This is a genomic window from Aequorivita sp. CIP111184, from assembly GCF_900489465.1.
In the GTDB taxonomy this organism is placed as follows: Bacteria; Bacteroidota; Bacteroidia; order Flavobacteriales; family Flavobacteriaceae; genus Aequorivita.
Genome location: NZ_UEFQ01000016.1, coordinates 212996 through 227916 on the forward strand (window position 1 = coordinate 212996; position 14921 = coordinate 227916).

Here is a 14921-nt window from a genome sequence, read left to right on the forward strand (position 1 = left end):
GAAGAAGAAAAGCTTTGACTAATTCAAAATAGGAAGCAATAGGGGAGAGCCTTTGTTGAAATTTATTTCTTCCGAAGTGTTTTGAAAGAAAGAAGGCGAATAAGAAATTGTATTATTTTCCGAAGAAAATAGGGAAATTAGAATTTGTTTAAGGGTAAAACCAATATTTCTGAAACCGTTTAAAACTGATTTTATATCGGAAATGGAATCAATGTCATTTAGTATTTTCAGAAAAACAATCTTGACCTTCTTGGCGGTGAGCAAGCGCGAAATATGCTTCGTCAATTGTGAAGTTTGCCACGGAAGTTTTAAAAATGTTTCAACGCTAAACTGAGATTTGTTCAATCCCATCATATAATAACCACCATCTTTTGAAGGTCCTAAAATAATTGGGTTCTTTTCCAGTTTTTCAGCAGTTTCAACCAATTGTCGTGTTTGAAGCTGGGGTGTATCATTCCCAACGGTAATTACATTTTCAAAACCTTGGTCGTATACAAACTGAATGGCATTGGTATATCTTTCGCCGAAAGTGGCACCTTTCTGTTCTTCTTCGGAAAAAAGAAAATAGGGCAATCCGCTTCGTTTTACTTTTTGAAGTGTCTTTTTATTTAGTTCATCAAAAAGCACCGAAGATTTGCTGAAAGGTTTATTGACAGCCTCTTGTTGGGCTGAATTCGCAAAAATTAATATGGCGGTCTTTTTGATTTTCAATGTTCAATAATCAATTACAATGTTCTAGGTAACGAATGTTTAATTATTTTACTTACAGCTTACTCCGCAACGGCACCTTGGCAACTACTTCCAGCGCCGGCAGTACAGCCATAGCAATGCTGTGAAATTATTATTTTTCTGTCGTTTAAAACAGCTTCGTTATATTCTGAAATGTGTTGAATTTTACTCGCAACCTTCAGTTCTAGCATTTGGTTGAAATCACAATCGTACAGATAGCCGTCCCAACTAATAGAAATGGTATTTCGGCACATTACATTTTTAACTGCGGCAGGATTGTAAGCCTCCACCAAGGAATACATATAATCCTCATAGTTTTCCGAAGCAATCAAATAATCCAAAAATCTGGAAACGGGAAGGTTGGTAATGGCAAATAGATTGTGAAAATGAATACCAAAATCTTCAAGTAAAGCATGTTTAAATTCCTTTTCCAGGCTGGCTTGATTACCCGGTAAAAAAGCGCCGCTGGGATTGTAAACCAAATCTAATCGCAAATCGCTATCTGGCATTCCGTAACCTACTGCGTTTAATTCCTGCAAAGCTTTAATTGATAGGTCAAAAACGCCTTCGCCTCTTTGCTTATCTGTTTTTCCGCGGGTCCAGTGTGGCATGCTGCTTACCACATGCACGTTATGGCTTTTGAAAAAGTCTGGTAGATCGTAATATTTTTTATTGGCGCGAATGATAGTCAGATTGCTACGAACGATAAAATCCTTGATACCTGCTTTGCTTGCTTCATCTACAAACCAACGGAAATCTGGGTTCATTTCTGGTGCGCCGCCCGTAAGATCTAAGGTATGTGCGCCAGTAGTTTTTATAACTTCCAGACATTGCATCATCGTTTCCCGAGTCATTATTTCTTTTCGGTCCGGTCCGGCATCTACGTGGCAGTGCTCGCACACTTGATTGCACATATAGCCAACGTTTATTTGGAGGATTTCCAGTTTATTAGGCCGAAGCGGAAATTGATCTGTTTCCTTTATTTTTTCAGAAAAAGTGGGAAGTTCCCCGCTAGCAAAAATACCGTTGGAAAGTTTTTCGAGTTGTTTATTTGCCACTGCAAGTTCGCTGTGACGTTTATGAAGGGATTGTTGTTTCTTGTTTTTTTCTTTTAGCATAAAAGTTTTTTCAATTGAAATTTGGGCAAAAATAAATTTAGGCTGCTCGTCTTCTTCTAATAACAAAAAGCAACATTATGCCGATGCCTATTCCCATTAAACTTCCCATAACAAAATCTGGCAGTTTAGTATAATGTGAAAGTAGGAGTACCGCTGCATTAAATAACAGTCCTATAGAAAGTAAGATTAAATTACCTTTTTTTTTCATCACTTTATTTGATTAAATAGCTAGTAAAACTAGTTTTTACATTTCAAGTTTATTTACTTTGTTCATCATCATTACACCATGAACAAGGGTTGCCCCACTTTTTATTGCCGCGCCCACATGGATGGCTTCCATCATTTGTTCTTTTGTAACACCTCGTTGTAATGTGTCTTTTGTGTAAGCATCGATGCAATAAGGGCATTGTTCTGTGTGAGCTACAGCTAGGGCAATCAAAGCTTTTTCACGAGCTGTTAGTGCGCCTTCTTCAAAGACTTTTCCGTAGTAATCAAAAAATTTATCGCCGAGCTCTTTGCTCCATTCGGTTATGTTTCCAAATTTTTTGAGGTCAGCAGGATCATAATAATTATGGGAGGCCATAGTTGGTTTTGTTTATAGTTACGAAATTGAAGTGATTTTGGTTTTCAATAATGGTAAATATAGGGAAGTAGTCTTTCAAAAAGAAAATTGCTTACGAAACTTTTTAAACTTTTAGTCAAAAGAATAAACAAACCCACTTTCAAGATTATACTGTGAATTTGGAATTCCGATTGCAGGAGTTTCATCGTAGATAAAGGTATAGGAAGTCTTGAAATCGAAATTTTTAAAAACATCAATTAGAAGAGAGCTTTGATTGGAAACGCGGTAGTCTCCAAAATCCTCTATTTTAGGTTGATAATAGGTGGTGCTGATAATACTTAAGGTTTTTGTAGGGTATAAGCTGAAGGAAAGATAGGAAGTACTTCTAAAACCCCTTTGGATAGGGGTAATGCCATCGTTGAGTTCTTCATATTCGTACATTATATGGGTGCCGAGATAGATTTTAAATTTTTCTGAAGAGGTCAATTTAAATCGAGGTCCTGTACCCACAAGTGCTCTTAATTCTATTTTTGACAGCTTGTTGTATTGTGCCTGTGTAAAAACTTCCCAGGCAATACGTGGAAGAAAACGATAGTTGTAACGCAGATGTGCTATGCCTGCATTTTCAAATTGGTTGCCTTCTATTTTTTGAAACTCTATATCGTTTTTCAACAATACCAAATGCCTTTTCATCTTATATTGAACGTGAAGGCTAGAACTAGCACTAAGATAATCATTCACATCTCGTTTTAAAGAAAAATCAATACTTGCTGAACCAGAAAACCCCGAAGTGTCAGTTACTTTTCTTAGAGACTCTGCATTGAGAATTTGTGTTTGAACATTTAATGAAGCAAAAGTTATAATAAGCGCAATAAAATATTTCATTATTTATAAAAATTGATTTGCTATTCGCCCCAATTAGCAATTTCTTCTTCCGTCCATAATTCAGGGAAAAACTTGCGTTGCTGATATTTTGGATGCAGGTATTTTTTCCATTCAGAACCGCCGGTAGCAGTTTTGTTTTCTCCCTTACTGTTTAAATAATGATTTGCGGTTTCTAAATGTACCAGAGGCCAAGCTACGTTGTAGAAATGATCAAATTGTTGTAGTTTTTCTTTTAGTTCTTTTGAGGGATTTTCCATTTGGGCAACCCGTTCTTCAAGGGTTTTTCCTTTTATTTTCTCTGATAGATTCTTAAAATCATTTTCATATTTTTCAATGAAAAGTTTTAGCGTGAGCGTAATCTTTCCAGTTTTGCGGTTTAATCCAGCATCCTTCCAATAAATATGTTTAAAATAATCATCTGTAGTTGGATTTTGCGACAATCTTTCCTTTCCTTCGGAATTTATGAGATTTTTAAGCCTCGTACTGTAAAGTTCCAATATTCTAAACTGTGCACTTTGGAAACCACTTGCTGGCGTAAGGGTGGCTCGAAAAATGTTATAGTCTTCATAACTCATGCCATCTTTCATAATATCGAAACTGGTAATGAGCATTCGGGTGTATCTTTTTAATCGATCTAATTTTGTCAACCAAATTTCTTCGGGAAGGTTTTCTCCTTCAGAAAGTTGTTTTATTTCGTGAATCATCATTTTCAAGGTGAGCTCAGTAACTTGATGATACATTACAAATATTTCCTCATCCTTAAAATCAGTCCGAGTTTTTTGAAGGGTAAGCAACGTGTCCACTTGAATATAGTCCCAATAGGTGATTGGTTTGGCTTGTAAAAGCCCGTTTAGATAAGTTTCCGGGTTTTCACCAAGGTTAACATATTTGTCATCAAGTGCTTTTATAATTTCGTCGTTGATCATTTTATTTTATTTAAAAAAATACCCTTTAAAAATAAGGGTTATTTTCTGTTTTCTAAAGTATTCTGAAATGAGTTTCAAAGAAAAAGCCTTGTTATAAATTTATAACAAGGCTTTAATTGTAATGTTTTTAAGCTATTAATAAAAAGTAGCGCGATTATCTTCAATATCGGCTTGCTTTTTTAAGGCATTATAAACTGCACTTTGAGCAGCAGGAATTGCCTTGGTGCTCATTTGGTTCGCATAATTAACATACGATTCAAGTTTTGGCGCTGGATTGAAGGCTGTTGTTTTTAATTTGAATACCCCGCTTTTTCCATCGATTAATTGTGTGGTTTCCCCAGGTTTTGTTCCAAAAGCAATACCAACAACTTTAGGTTCGTTGTTAGCTCCTAGAATAATTGGATTTGACATACTCACTTCTGAAGCGGTTTGTACAGATACATTTTGGTTTTTTGCAATTTCTTCAAGGGTTGTTCCAGAAATAGATTCACGAATTTTCGCAGCTTTTTTCTCGTTACGCAAAATAGGCGTTACAGTAGCGGAAGCATCGGCAGCACTCATTAAACCTTTAGGGTTTTTATTTGTAACCTGAGCGATAACATAACCATCGGTCACGCTGAAACGCTTAGTGTCACCTACTTTGGTGTCTTCATTGAACACCCAGTTAACAATGGTGCGGTTAGCACCTATTCCAGGAATATTGGCATCCATATTTCCTAGCTTATTAACGGGTTTTATCTCAAGGTTTTGAGCTTTTGCCAATTCATCAAAGTTACCTTTATCTGCCGCAACTTCAAATTTTGAAGCGTCTGAAAATACTTGGTTGATTGTTTTCTCTGAAGGCTCAATTGTTTTTACAACTGTAGCGAGTTTAATTGCTTTTTTAGGCTCTGATTGTTTGCCAACTTGAACAACGTGGAATCCAAAATCAGTCTCTACAAGACCAATAGTGCCTTCTGGATTATTAAAAATAAATTTGTCAAATGGAGGTACCATTCTTCCTGGTGTTGAGCTTCCAAGATCCCCGCCGTTATCTTTAGAGCTGTCATCAGAAAATTCTGTAGCAAGTGTTGCAAATTTAGTTTTGTCCTTTTTAACAACGCCTAAAATACTATCAGCCAATTTTTGAGCTTCCTCTTTAGTTCTGGTTACGGTTTCAGGAGCACGCATAGTGCCAACATAACGGATTAAAATATGTTTTGATTCAGCAGAGTCTGGCAATTTTTTAGTTTCAAGAACTTTAGAAAGATAGAATGTGTTATCTACTTTGAAAGGTCCGTATATGTCACCTTGATTAAGGTTGATAAGCGTATCTGCAACAGTTTGGAGAAGTTCTTTTTTAAACATCCAACGATCGAAGTAGGGTACGTCTGAATTTACATTTACAAATTCTTCGTAATTTTTTGTATTCCTAAAGCCTAAAATAGTGTCATTAGCTTTTGTGTCTTGGTTGAATTCTACTTTATTGTCAAGCAAAACATTTGTAGCTGTTTTGGCTGCATTAACGTCTACCTCTGATGGTTGTTCAGAGAAAAATACATATTGCATATCTGCCTGCGCCTCTACCTGAAAATCATTTTTATGCGCTGCTACATATTTTTTAATTTCATCATCAGAAACTTTTACTTCCTCATCAGCAATTTTACTGTAAGGCAATAAAACAAAGTTGAAATTTATATTGTCATTTTGAAAATGATATTCTTGTTCGCCTTCCGCGATTGTGGTGCGTAAACCACCTTTAATCATATTGTAATAGGTAGCCTGAAGTACGTTGCTTGCAGTATTTTCTTCAAAAGTTAGCCATTGCTTGTACATTTCTGGAGAAGATGCTTTTATGCTAGCGATATATTCTTGGATTTTACCGTCATCAACCTGTCCAGCTTCGTTTAGGAAGGTAGGATTACTGGCCAATGAAGTTTTAAGAGCGTTGTCTATTTGTGCTTTTTCAACAGTGATACCAGCTTTTTCAATCTGTTCATCCATAATTACACGGCGAAGTTCTCTGTCCCAAACCATATTCATAGCTTGTGTGGCATTGGAATTTGGCCCCATATTGCGTTGTGTGACTTCCACTTCTTCCATAAAACTTTGTCTGGAAATATCTGTGCCATTTACTGTGGCAATGTTATCCTGCCCTTTTGGGCCGCTACTGCCTTTTGTCAAGACGTCGCTTAAGATAAAGGCGAAAAGAGCCAATGCAATAATTAGGATAAGAAATATCCCTCTTTTTCTAATACTGTTTAAAATTGCCATTTGATGTTCAAATTTATAGGTGGCGAAAATAGCATTTTCATCTCATTAATAAAAAAGTAAATCAAAAAAAGTGAGGAATAATTGAAAATCTAATCTTCAGAGATGTTTTTTACTTCAACTAGTTCAATTTTTGTGCTTGAAACCTCAAGAATTGTAAATAGAAAATTCTCAATTTCAACGGTTTCGCCCTGATCTGGAATTTCTTCGGTGTGATTTACGATAAGTCCACCAAGGGTTTCGTAGTTTTCGCTTTCTTTAAGATTAAGTTTGTAGGCTTCATTAAGATAATCTACCTCTAAACGGGCTGAAAATTTATAGTGTCCGGTTCCTAAATCTTCTTCAATAAGCGCGATACTGTCATGCTCGTCCTCTATATCTCCAAAAAGTTCTTCAATAATATCTTCAACAGTAATGATACCACTTGTTCCGCCATATTCGTCAATCACCACGGCGATACTTTTTCTTTTTTTGCTGAGAATATTTAGTACATCTTTTGCCAACATCGTTTCCGGTACGAAAACCACAGGCATTAAAACCTTTTTGAGGTTGGCAGGTTTTCTGAAAAGCTCAAAGGAATGGACATAGCCTAGAATGTCGTCTATGTTTTCTTTATAGATCAATATTTTGGAAAGACCAGTCTCTGTAAAAATTTTGGCCAATTCTTTTGGGGTAGTGTCAATATCTACAGCTACAACTTCTGTTCGGGGAATCATGGCTTCTCGCGATTTCACTTCAGAAAAATCCAATGCATTTTGGAATATCTGTATTTCGGAATCCATTTCCTCTTTGGTTTCGGCAATTTCCATTTGTTCCGAAATGTAATTTCCAAGTTCCAGTTTGCTGAAAGTAAGTTGAACGGTATCACCTTCAGATTTAAAAATTAGTTTTAGCACTAAGTCTGAAATCCAAATAATAAATTCGGAAATCAATGAAAAAAGCACATAGAAAAAATAGGCTGGAACGGCAAATATTTTCACTAAACTGTTGGCGTAGATTTGAAAGAAAACCTTTGGAAGGAATTCAGCAGTCATCAATATAATTAGTGTAGAAATTATGGTTTGTAACAAAAGACCACTAAAACCAGCCAATGGGATGTACTCCATTAAAAGGTCGCCCATAAAAAAGCCATAAATAACTAGGGCAATATTGTTGCCCACGAGCATAGTGGCTATAAATTTTGAAGGACGTTTGGTTATCTTTTTAAGAATGCCTGCCAAGAAATTGTTTTGTTTCTTTTCAATTTCAATGTGTATTTTATTTGAAGAAACATACGCAATCTCCATCCCCGAAAAAAAGGCTGAGAGAATGAGCATTGTTAGTATGATTATGATGCTATAATCCAATTTATGAGTTATTAGTTATAAGTTATTTTGTAATTGAGGTTTCTAAAACCTTAACTTTGAACTAATTATTATTCCGTTCTTCCATTTTCTTTCTGAAATTTCTCTTAAAGAAAAACATAAAGATAGCAACAACTACAAAAAAGATAAATAAATAAGCCCGGTTTCTTTCAGAGGTCCAGTTGTTTACTGCTTCATAGGCAAAAAATACTGCAATAACCAGATATGCATATTCAAAAAAACGATACACTTTACTTAACATCCTCTATTTTATTTTTATCGATTAGTTGGACTCCTTGATTTTTTCTGGATAAAAAGATAGTGAAATCTTGATTGCCATCAAACCTTGCTCCATCGTTATAGGAGCCGTCCTTAAATTTAATTTGGTATGGTTGGTCTGTAAATACCCATTTGTTCTTTTGATCCCAATAGAGTTGATTGGCTTTTAAAACAACGCTATCTGCAGTAACCAAAACTACATTATCTCTCAAATCAACTAACCCCGTATTGTCATACTGAATGGCATAATCTGAATTAACGGTACTTTTTTTTCCGTTTTCATCCCAAAAAAGTACTTCTATTCCTTTTGGAAATTCTTTGTAAGGAAATTCTAGATTTGAATAATCAAGCAATTTAGCGGCAAGGAGGTTGGTAACCAATTTTCCGGAATCTGTGTATTTAAAGTTGATGTCTTTGCCTTCTGCAATGGGTGCTCCGTCAGAAAGGCTGAGTTTTTTTACGTTTTGATAATTGCTTTCACATGCAAAAAGCGTGATGGCAAATACCAGTGCCATCACGCTTTTAAACATATTTATATTGGTGTACATTCTTATAAGTTAGGAACTCTTACGCTTCCGCCAACCCAACAGTTAAAGGTAATGGTTTTGCCAGCCATTCCTTCAGAAAAGATATCACTTTTCTGTGGAGCACGAGCTCTATAAGAACTTGCGGCTGCTCTAGCATTTCCTGCTACAGTACCATCAACACGTGCAGCTTTGTCCATCATATCTGCAGCTAACCAGTACATTGCTCTTTTTTCGAACACAGTGTTTCCACAATTGTTTGCGCTGTCAGCATACATTGCGCCTATTTTGTAGTAAGCAATACCTGCAGATGGTTTTACATCAAGCATTTTATTGTAATAGTTTCTTGCAGTTCCAAAACTTCCCTTTTTACGGTAGTTCTCAGCAATACTATAATAGATTCTTGCTTTTTTAGAATTGTCTTTTTCTAGGTCGGCCGCTTGGTTAAAGTATTCCAAAGCTTTTGAAGCTTTACCTTCAGCTTCGGCTTGTTTACCCAATAAGTATGCAGAAGTAGAACTTGGCTCCAACTCATGAAGACGAACGGCTAATTTGTTTGACAATGGGCTGTCACAATCTTTAGCGTCAAGTCTATTACTAGCTGATTTGATCCAATCAATATCGTTCTTTTTCTCTTCGTAATCTTTTTCATAAAGAGGAATAAGGTTTGGACAATCTGCCAGTTGACCCAATTTACCATTTACACTTTCTTCAACAGTTCCGTATACGCCAAGATTATTTTCGTAAACATCTTTTGCACGTTGTTCTTTATCTGTAAATGCTGTGCCAGCTTCTTCTTTATCCATTAAAGGAGTAAGTTTTGCAGCAAGACTGTTCTTTTCAGTATCAATTTTTGAAATTACAACATCATAGAGATTAAAGATTTCTTGAAGGTCTTTTTCACCACTATTATGTAAATCTACCGCTAGAGAAAAGTAAGTATATAAGCTTTTTCCGCTGGTGAAGTCTTCGGGATATTTAGTGAAAGCTTCATCAAAAGCTTTAAATTGCTCCGCTTTTGAGCCAATGTTATTGTCAAATTTTATTTGCGCAATTGTTAAGAGTACATCGCCTTCCTTAGTTTGCTCTGGGAAGTTTTGCAAACGTAATTGGTAAGCCAGGATAAGGTCATTTATTTTGCTTTTATCACCTTTCTCTTCAATGAAATACTCAAACATTTTTACACCATATTGATAGATGGCTAAATTATAATTTGGGCATTCTTTTATAAGTTTTTCATAATAAGGAAGAGCAGCTTCATAGTTTTTTATTTTAGCTGGTTCTGTAAAATAGGATAATGAAATTGCACAATCATCTGGCGCCTGAGCAAAAGATTTTCCAGAGAATGAAAGTAGTAGAATTGTGAATAATAGGACAAATTTTGTTTTCATGGTATTTATGTTAATGGTATTAATCGTATAATCTTTTTTCGAACCAACGGTCGTTTAATGAAAAACTTAAGAATGTATTAAAAAAGTTCTCCTTTATCAAACCAAAATCGGTTGTTCCGCGGCTTCCTATTTCAATACCTAAATTCATATTAGAGAATAATCGGCCTACGGGTAAACCTACTCCAAAAGATATGCCAAACTCGTTAATGTCTTGCCCATCTACGTTAAGGCCTGTTTGTTCATACCGCGCACCAGCTCTGTAAACCACTCTTTTAAAGTAATTTCCAAAAGAATTATAATTTGGAATATAATAGCCCCCAAGGCGGTATTTTGAAGCGTTTTTATAGATTATATTATCAATATTAGCAGATCGATTTGTGAAATTACTGGTTTTCTGATTTGTATATTCACCACCTAAACCCCAATATTTTGGTTTTCCAATACCCGCGCCAATTGTAAATTGTGATGGGAAAGTAAAATCTGTGTCTGCAACCGGAACATCTCTTTCATCTACAGGAAAGATTCCTGCCGAAATTATACTTACGGTAGATATTTTTCGAGAGTTTGCGGAAGTGAAACTGGTTCCCGGTGTATAGGTTACAGATCCTGTGAGTTCCAAATTATCAGAAATCATTTTTTTATAGAGAGCTCCAAAGTTAAAACTAAAGCCCAAAATCTCGGATCGGTTGTAGGTTTGGGTTCCCAGTTCGGTATCCTTTTGTGTAGTTGTTGTGTTTTCTATTTTCCCAAAATTATAATTGGCATCTATACCCACACTTAATTCAGGGGTCACTTGGTATCCGGCAGAAAGATAAGCTTTGTTTAAACCTCCGCTTCCTGAATATTGTGTAAGTCCATCAGGCACTTCCGAATAAAAATCATAACCCACTGAAGTGTAGGGTATCACCCCGAAACCCATACCTAATTTTCCCATAGGAATTCCCATAGAAATATAGTCTAGAGTTGTTGCTGAAGTGTTTTGGCTTTCCGATTCGTTTTTTTGAGTAGAGGCCTTATGGCTACCACCCACCGAAAAGTTAACCAGCTGCAATCCTGCGTAGGATGCTGGGTTTTGAAGGTTAAGGTGTATGCTGTCTGAGAATACGCCAATTCCACCCATGAGTCTGTTTTCAACAGTTCCGCGAAATTTTAAGGTTCCAATACCATAAAAAGAATAAGGAGATGTAGTTCCTTCTTGAGCCACTGCAACACCTCCAATAAGTATAAATAAACCGACTATTATTTGTCTAAACATCAATGTTTGTTATATTCTAAAATATGGTTCAATCCTTCTAGTAAAAAATTTGAGTTGGCAAAGATGTCATTTTTTATACTATCTAGCAAAAAATGTGCGTCGCCTCCTGTTAAAATAACTGTTAAATTGTTGTATTTTTTTTTATAGGCTTCAATAAATCCATCCATTTCGTATAATACTCCATTTATAATTCCAGAATGCATGGAAGTTGTTGTGCTGTTTCCAGTCAACAATTGTGTGTTCATTGCATCAAGTAACGGTAATTTTTCGGTAAACGTATTTAAGGATTTATAACGCAACGAAATACCTGGAGAGATTGCCCCTCCTAAATATTCGTTTTCCGAAGACAAAAAATCATAGGTAATACAAGTGCCGGCATCTATAACTAAAATATTTTTTTTGGGATATTGTTCAGTAGCCGCACTTATTAATGCAATACGGTCTACACCCAAAGTCTGGGGAGTTTCATATTTATTTATAAATGGGACTTTAGTATGATGATCAAGAAGTGAAACGTTATACCGTTGTTGTAACTTTGAAATTTGGTGTTCTGTAAAATTGCTAACAGAAGACACAAGAGCATATTTAATATCGGGAAAAGCTTCTGAAATCTCAGAAAGCACCCGTAAAAAATCATTCTTGATGCATGTTTTTTTAAGCTTAAGCTTTCCAGCATCGAACACGCCAAGTTTTACAAGTGTGTTTCCTACATCAATAACAAGGTTCATTTTTTTATTTAAGGCGTTAAAAATACAACTTGGTTAATCAACTCTTTGTTAAGGGGATATTAAATTGGTGAAATTTTCTTCGTTTATTTTTTGAATTAATGTTTTGCGAAAAAGAAAATAGCTTTATATTTGCCGTCTCAATAATGGTGCCTTAGCTCAGTTGGTAGAGCAACGGACTGAAAATCCGTGTGTCCCTAGTTCGATTCTTGGAGGCACCACTTAAATCCCCAGACAATTTGTTTGGGGATTTTTTGTTTTAATTATGCATTATCTCTATATAATTCATTCCCTCACGCTCGATAGCTATTATGTTGGTGAAAGTCCAGATATACATAAAAGGCTTAAACAGCACAATGAGCATTATTTCAAATCAAATTTTACCAAAGCCGCGACTGATTGGAAAATTTCACTGGAATATGAGTGTGCAAATAGATCGGAAGCATTATTTCTTGAAAAGTTTATAAAGAAAATGAAGAGCAGGGTGTTTATTGAAAAGGTTATAGACAATCCCAAAATACTGTTAGATATATTAAAAAGAAAATAGTCCCTAGTTCCCCCGATGGTTCGGGGTTGGAGGCACCACTTAAATCCCCAGACAGTTTGTTTGGGGATTTTTTGTTTTTAAATGGTTTGTAATTAGATTATTAAAGTAACATTTCTTTAAAAGGCACAATAGTTTCAAATCCTTTCCTTCTAAAGTAATCCATATTTGAAGTGTCTCCCGTTGCCAAAACGAAATCGCCGCCCCAAGCGCCCAAACTTTTGATTGTGTTTGGGTAATCGCTAAAAAGTTGTTCTTTGATTGTTGGAAGGTTTATAATTTCTGAAATAATTTCCTCGTGAGCATCCATCAACTTTTCAAAATCTAAAAGGGAATAACACATCAAAAGTTTATTGGTTATATCTGAAATTCTTTGGATCGATTTAGTATCAACTAAAGTATTTCTGTATTTAGCAATCCCCAGTTTGCTGTCTTGTTTTTTATTCAAATGCACAAAAAATATTGAATTTGTAAAATCCCATGAAAGATGAATTTGTCTAAATTTCGGATTGTTATTTTTTAATTCATATAAAATAGGAGAGTCGCTTTGCGCGGCAGCAATATCATAACCGCTGCCCCCAAAGCTGGTTTTCAGAAGCTCAAAAGCATCCACATTAGCCCATTGTGCAATATTATTTATTAATGTAGAGGAAGTTCCCAAACCCCAATTGCGAGGAAAATCTAACGTTGTTGAAACTGCAAATCCTTTGGATTCAGCAAGAAAAGCAGGGTTTAGTTTTCTTGCTTGTATAAGTATTTCTGATAATGTTTTTGAAAAAGTATTCTCTGGATTGGAACCTTTTAAATAAGTCAGATTAAAAACTTCCTCAAACCAAATTAGCCCCTTCTCATCGTAACTTTTCCAATGAATTCCATCTTTAGTTGAAATCTGAACCTCCAAAAATTGCCCGTATTTTGTGGGAATAGCCAAGGCCGTTGCGCCATCAAGAACCACATATTCTCCCGTGAGCAATAGTTTTCCGTTGCTGTGGAATTTCTGCATAACTATTTTCTGAGATTTTCCAAAAATGAAACTACCGAGCTATGCGAAACAGCATTTTCTTTAAAGAACTCCACCGCCTCATTTTTTTCATCTGTTGAAGCTGCTAGCTGGTTTAAAATATTCATCAAGTGCATTTTCATATGCCCCTTTTGAATTCCCGTAGTCACCAAAGAGCGCACTGCTGCGAAGTTTTGTGCAAGTCCCGCCACAGCCAAAATTTTCATCAATTCTTTCGCATCGGGTTTTTGAAGAATTTCAAAAGCCAATTTTGTTAATGGGTGAAGTGATGTCAATCCGCCAACGGTACCAACGGCCAGAGGCAACTCAATCCAAAAAGTAAAAATACCATCTTCAATTTTTGCGTGTGTCAAACTTCCGTAATAACTATTTCGTGCGGCATAGGCGTGCACGCCAGCTTCCACTGCGCGAAAGTCATTTCCAGTGGCGAGAACAACCGCGTCCACACCATTCATAATTCCTTTATTGTGGGTAACAGCGCGTCTAGTCTCAGTTTTTGCGATTTCAATGGCACGGACAAATTTTTCTGCAAAGTGTTTTCCTTCGTAATGTTTTGTTGTGAGTTCCTCAACTTTACAGCTTACTTCGGCACGTACCAAACATTCAGGCACGTAATTGGAAAGAATGCTCATTACCACTTCTGGATAGATTTCGTCTTTCTGAAAGGGTTTAAAATTCCTGGCTTCTGCTTCAAAAGTATGCGCCATTTGCTCCAAACAACTGTTTATAAAATTGGCGCCCATGGCATCCAACGTTTCAAAAGTTGCATGAATATAAAAATAGCCTTCCAAGATGTGCGATTTGTCTACTAATGATAGCTCTAAAAGACCGCCGCCGCGTTGTTTCATATTTTTTTCAATGGATTGGATGCTGTCGCGCAGTTTCGGATTAACCTCTTCAAAGAAGTCTTCAATATCCTTTTCCTTTCCAAAGAAATTAAAATGAATCTGACCATTTTTTTCTGTGGAAATCACTTCGGCTTTAAATCCGCCACGTTCCAGCCAAAATTTGGCAGCATTACTCGCCGCAGCTACAACGGAACTTTCTTCAGTAACCATTGGCAAAGCATAAAGCTTTTCGTTAATTAAAAAATTGGGCGCAATGCCAAAAGGCAAGTAATAATTTGAAAGTGTGTTTTCTATGAAATCATCGTGGAGTTGCTGCAATGAAGTATCTTCATTCCAGTAATTTTTTAAAATTTGAACGGAGTTTGGATTATTTTGCAGGTAATTTTCTGCAAGCCATTCAATTTTTTCTTCCTTTGATTTTTTTGAAAATCCAGAAACGGGTTGGTTCATGTAAATAAGTAAAGTTAAATGCAAAGATAGTGTTTCGTTGTAGTTTCTTCAGAATCATTTAAAAAGAGAAA

The 14921-nt window shown here is 35.9% G+C and carries 14 protein-coding genes and 1 tRNA gene; 2 read left to right on the plus strand and 13 right to left on the minus strand.

The window, feature by feature from the left end:
- Positions 1-18: 18 nt before the first annotated feature.
- The 11 genes from AEQU1_RS06835 to AEQU1_RS06885 all read right to left on the minus strand — a co-directional run bounded on the left by AEQU1_RS06835 (position 19) and on the right by AEQU1_RS06885 (position 11990).
- On the minus strand, positions 19-711 hold the full coding sequence (locus AEQU1_RS06835; protein WP_111879850.1) for a DUF2064 domain-containing protein: 693 nt from the start codon (positions 709-711) through the stop codon (positions 19-21).
- 59 nt (positions 712-770) lie between these two features.
- Complete coding sequence (gene arsS / locus AEQU1_RS06840; RefSeq protein ID WP_111880030.1) at positions 771-1847, minus strand: arsenosugar biosynthesis radical SAM (seleno)protein ArsS; 1077 nt, start codon at positions 1845-1847, stop codon at positions 771-773.
- Between the two features lie 244 nt (positions 1848-2091).
- Positions 2092-2430: an arsenosugar biosynthesis-associated peroxidase-like protein gene (locus AEQU1_RS06845; protein ID WP_111879852.1), complete on the minus strand. Its 339-nt coding sequence runs from the start codon at positions 2428-2430 to the stop codon at positions 2092-2094.
- A gap of 111 nt (positions 2431-2541) precedes the next feature.
- The gene (locus AEQU1_RS06850; protein WP_111879853.1) at positions 2542-3294 is read right to left on the minus strand and encodes a DUF481 domain-containing protein; all 753 of its coding nucleotides are present in this window, start codon (positions 3292-3294) and stop codon (positions 2542-2544) included.
- 20 nt (positions 3295-3314) lie between these two features.
- Positions 3315-4220, minus strand: coding sequence for a tryptophan 2,3-dioxygenase family protein (locus AEQU1_RS06855; protein ID WP_181566726.1), 906 nt, complete (start codon positions 4218-4220; stop codon positions 3315-3317).
- Positions 4221-4355: 135 nt separating this feature from the next.
- Positions 4356-6473 carry a peptidylprolyl isomerase gene (locus AEQU1_RS06860; RefSeq protein ID WP_111879855.1) on the minus strand — a complete coding sequence of 706 codons (2118 nt, stop codon included), beginning with the start codon at positions 6471-6473 and terminating at the stop codon, positions 4356-4358.
- An 89-nt stretch (positions 6474-6562) separates the two neighbouring features.
- Positions 6563-7816 carry a hemolysin family protein gene (locus AEQU1_RS06865; RefSeq protein WP_181566727.1) on the minus strand — a complete coding sequence of 418 codons (1254 nt, stop codon included), beginning with the start codon at positions 7814-7816 and terminating at the stop codon, positions 6563-6565.
- 248 nt (positions 7817-8064) lie between these two features.
- A complete protein-coding gene (lptC, locus tag AEQU1_RS06870) occupies positions 8065-8640 on the minus strand; it encodes an LPS export ABC transporter periplasmic protein LptC (protein ID WP_111879860.1) in 576 nt (191 codons plus the stop codon).
- 2 nt (positions 8641-8642) lie between these two features.
- Positions 8643-10007, minus strand: a complete 1365-nt coding sequence (locus AEQU1_RS06875; RefSeq protein WP_111879862.1) for a lipopolysaccharide assembly protein LapB — start codon at positions 10005-10007, stop codon at positions 8643-8645.
- Positions 10008-10026: 19 nt separating this feature from the next.
- Entirely contained in the window at positions 10027-11262 is a 1236-nt protein-coding gene (locus tag AEQU1_RS06880) for a hypothetical protein (RefSeq protein ID WP_111879863.1), read from the minus strand.
- Complete coding sequence (locus AEQU1_RS06885; protein ID WP_111879865.1) at positions 11262-11990, minus strand: type III pantothenate kinase; 729 nt, start codon at positions 11988-11990, stop codon at positions 11262-11264. The genes AEQU1_RS06880 and AEQU1_RS06885 overlap by 1 nt, the downstream gene beginning before the upstream one ends.
- Before the next feature lie 145 nt (positions 11991-12135).
- Here AEQU1_RS06885 and AEQU1_RS06890 point away from each other — a divergent pair.
- Both AEQU1_RS06890 and AEQU1_RS06895 read left to right on the plus strand, forming a co-directional pair.
- Positions 12136-12208: transfer RNA gene (locus AEQU1_RS06890), tRNA-Phe, on the plus strand.
- Between the two features lie 44 nt (positions 12209-12252).
- Complete coding sequence (locus AEQU1_RS06895; protein WP_111879867.1) at positions 12253-12534, plus strand: GIY-YIG nuclease family protein; 282 nt, start codon at positions 12253-12255, stop codon at positions 12532-12534.
- Between the two features lie 100 nt (positions 12535-12634).
- Here the strand turns inward: AEQU1_RS06895 and AEQU1_RS06900 are convergent, their stop codons facing one another.
- Complete coding sequence (locus AEQU1_RS06900) at positions 12635-13534, minus strand: GYDIA family GHMP kinase (RefSeq protein ID WP_111879868.1); 900 nt, start codon at positions 13532-13534, stop codon at positions 12635-12637.
- 2 nt (positions 13535-13536) lie between these two features.
- Positions 13537-14850: a hydroxymethylglutaryl-CoA reductase, degradative gene (locus AEQU1_RS06905; RefSeq protein WP_111879870.1), complete on the minus strand. Its 1314-nt coding sequence runs from the start codon at positions 14848-14850 to the stop codon at positions 13537-13539.
- Positions 14851-14921: the final 71 nt, after the last annotated feature.

What these genes read in the sequence shown, in the direction of transcription:
- lptC (WP_111879860.1), bottom strand. Translation starts at nt 8,640, where the DNA reads ATGTACACCAATATAAATATGTTTAAAAGCGTGATGGCACTGGTATTT.
- AEQU1_RS06885 (WP_111879865.1), bottom strand. Translation starts at nt 11,990, where the DNA reads ATGAACCTTGTTATTGATGTAGGAAACACACTTGTAAAACTTGGCGTG.
- AEQU1_RS06845 (WP_111879852.1), bottom strand. Translation starts at nt 2,430, where the DNA reads ATGGCCTCCCATAATTATTATGATCCTGCTGACCTCAAAAAATTTGGA.
- AEQU1_RS06895 (WP_111879867.1), top strand. Translation starts at nt 12,253, where the DNA reads ATGCATTATCTCTATATAATTCATTCCCTCACGCTCGATAGCTATTAT.
- AEQU1_RS06855 (WP_181566726.1), bottom strand. Translation starts at nt 4,220, where the DNA reads ATGATCAACGACGAAATTATAAAAGCACTTGATGACAAATATGTTAAC.
- AEQU1_RS06905 (WP_111879870.1), bottom strand. Translation starts at nt 14,850, where the DNA reads ATGAACCAACCCGTTTCTGGATTTTCAAAAAAATCAAAGGAAGAAAAA.
- AEQU1_RS06860 (WP_111879855.1), bottom strand. Translation starts at nt 6,473, where the DNA reads ATGGCAATTTTAAACAGTATTAGAAAAAGAGGGATATTTCTTATCCTA.
- AEQU1_RS06880 (WP_111879863.1), bottom strand. Translation starts at nt 11,262, where the DNA reads ATGTTTAGACAAATAATAGTCGGTTTATTTATACTTATTGGAGGTGTT.
- arsS (WP_111880030.1), bottom strand. Translation starts at nt 1,847, where the DNA reads ATGCTAAAAGAAAAAAACAAGAAACAACAATCCCTTCATAAACGTCAC.
- AEQU1_RS06875 (WP_111879862.1), bottom strand. Translation starts at nt 10,007, where the DNA reads ATGAAAACAAAATTTGTCCTATTATTCACAATTCTACTACTTTCATTC.
- AEQU1_RS06900 (WP_111879868.1), bottom strand. Translation starts at nt 13,534, where the DNA reads ATGCAGAAATTCCACAGCAACGGAAAACTATTGCTCACGGGAGAATAT.
- AEQU1_RS06850 (WP_111879853.1), bottom strand. Translation starts at nt 3,294, where the DNA reads ATGAAATATTTTATTGCGCTTATTATAACTTTTGCTTCATTAAATGTT.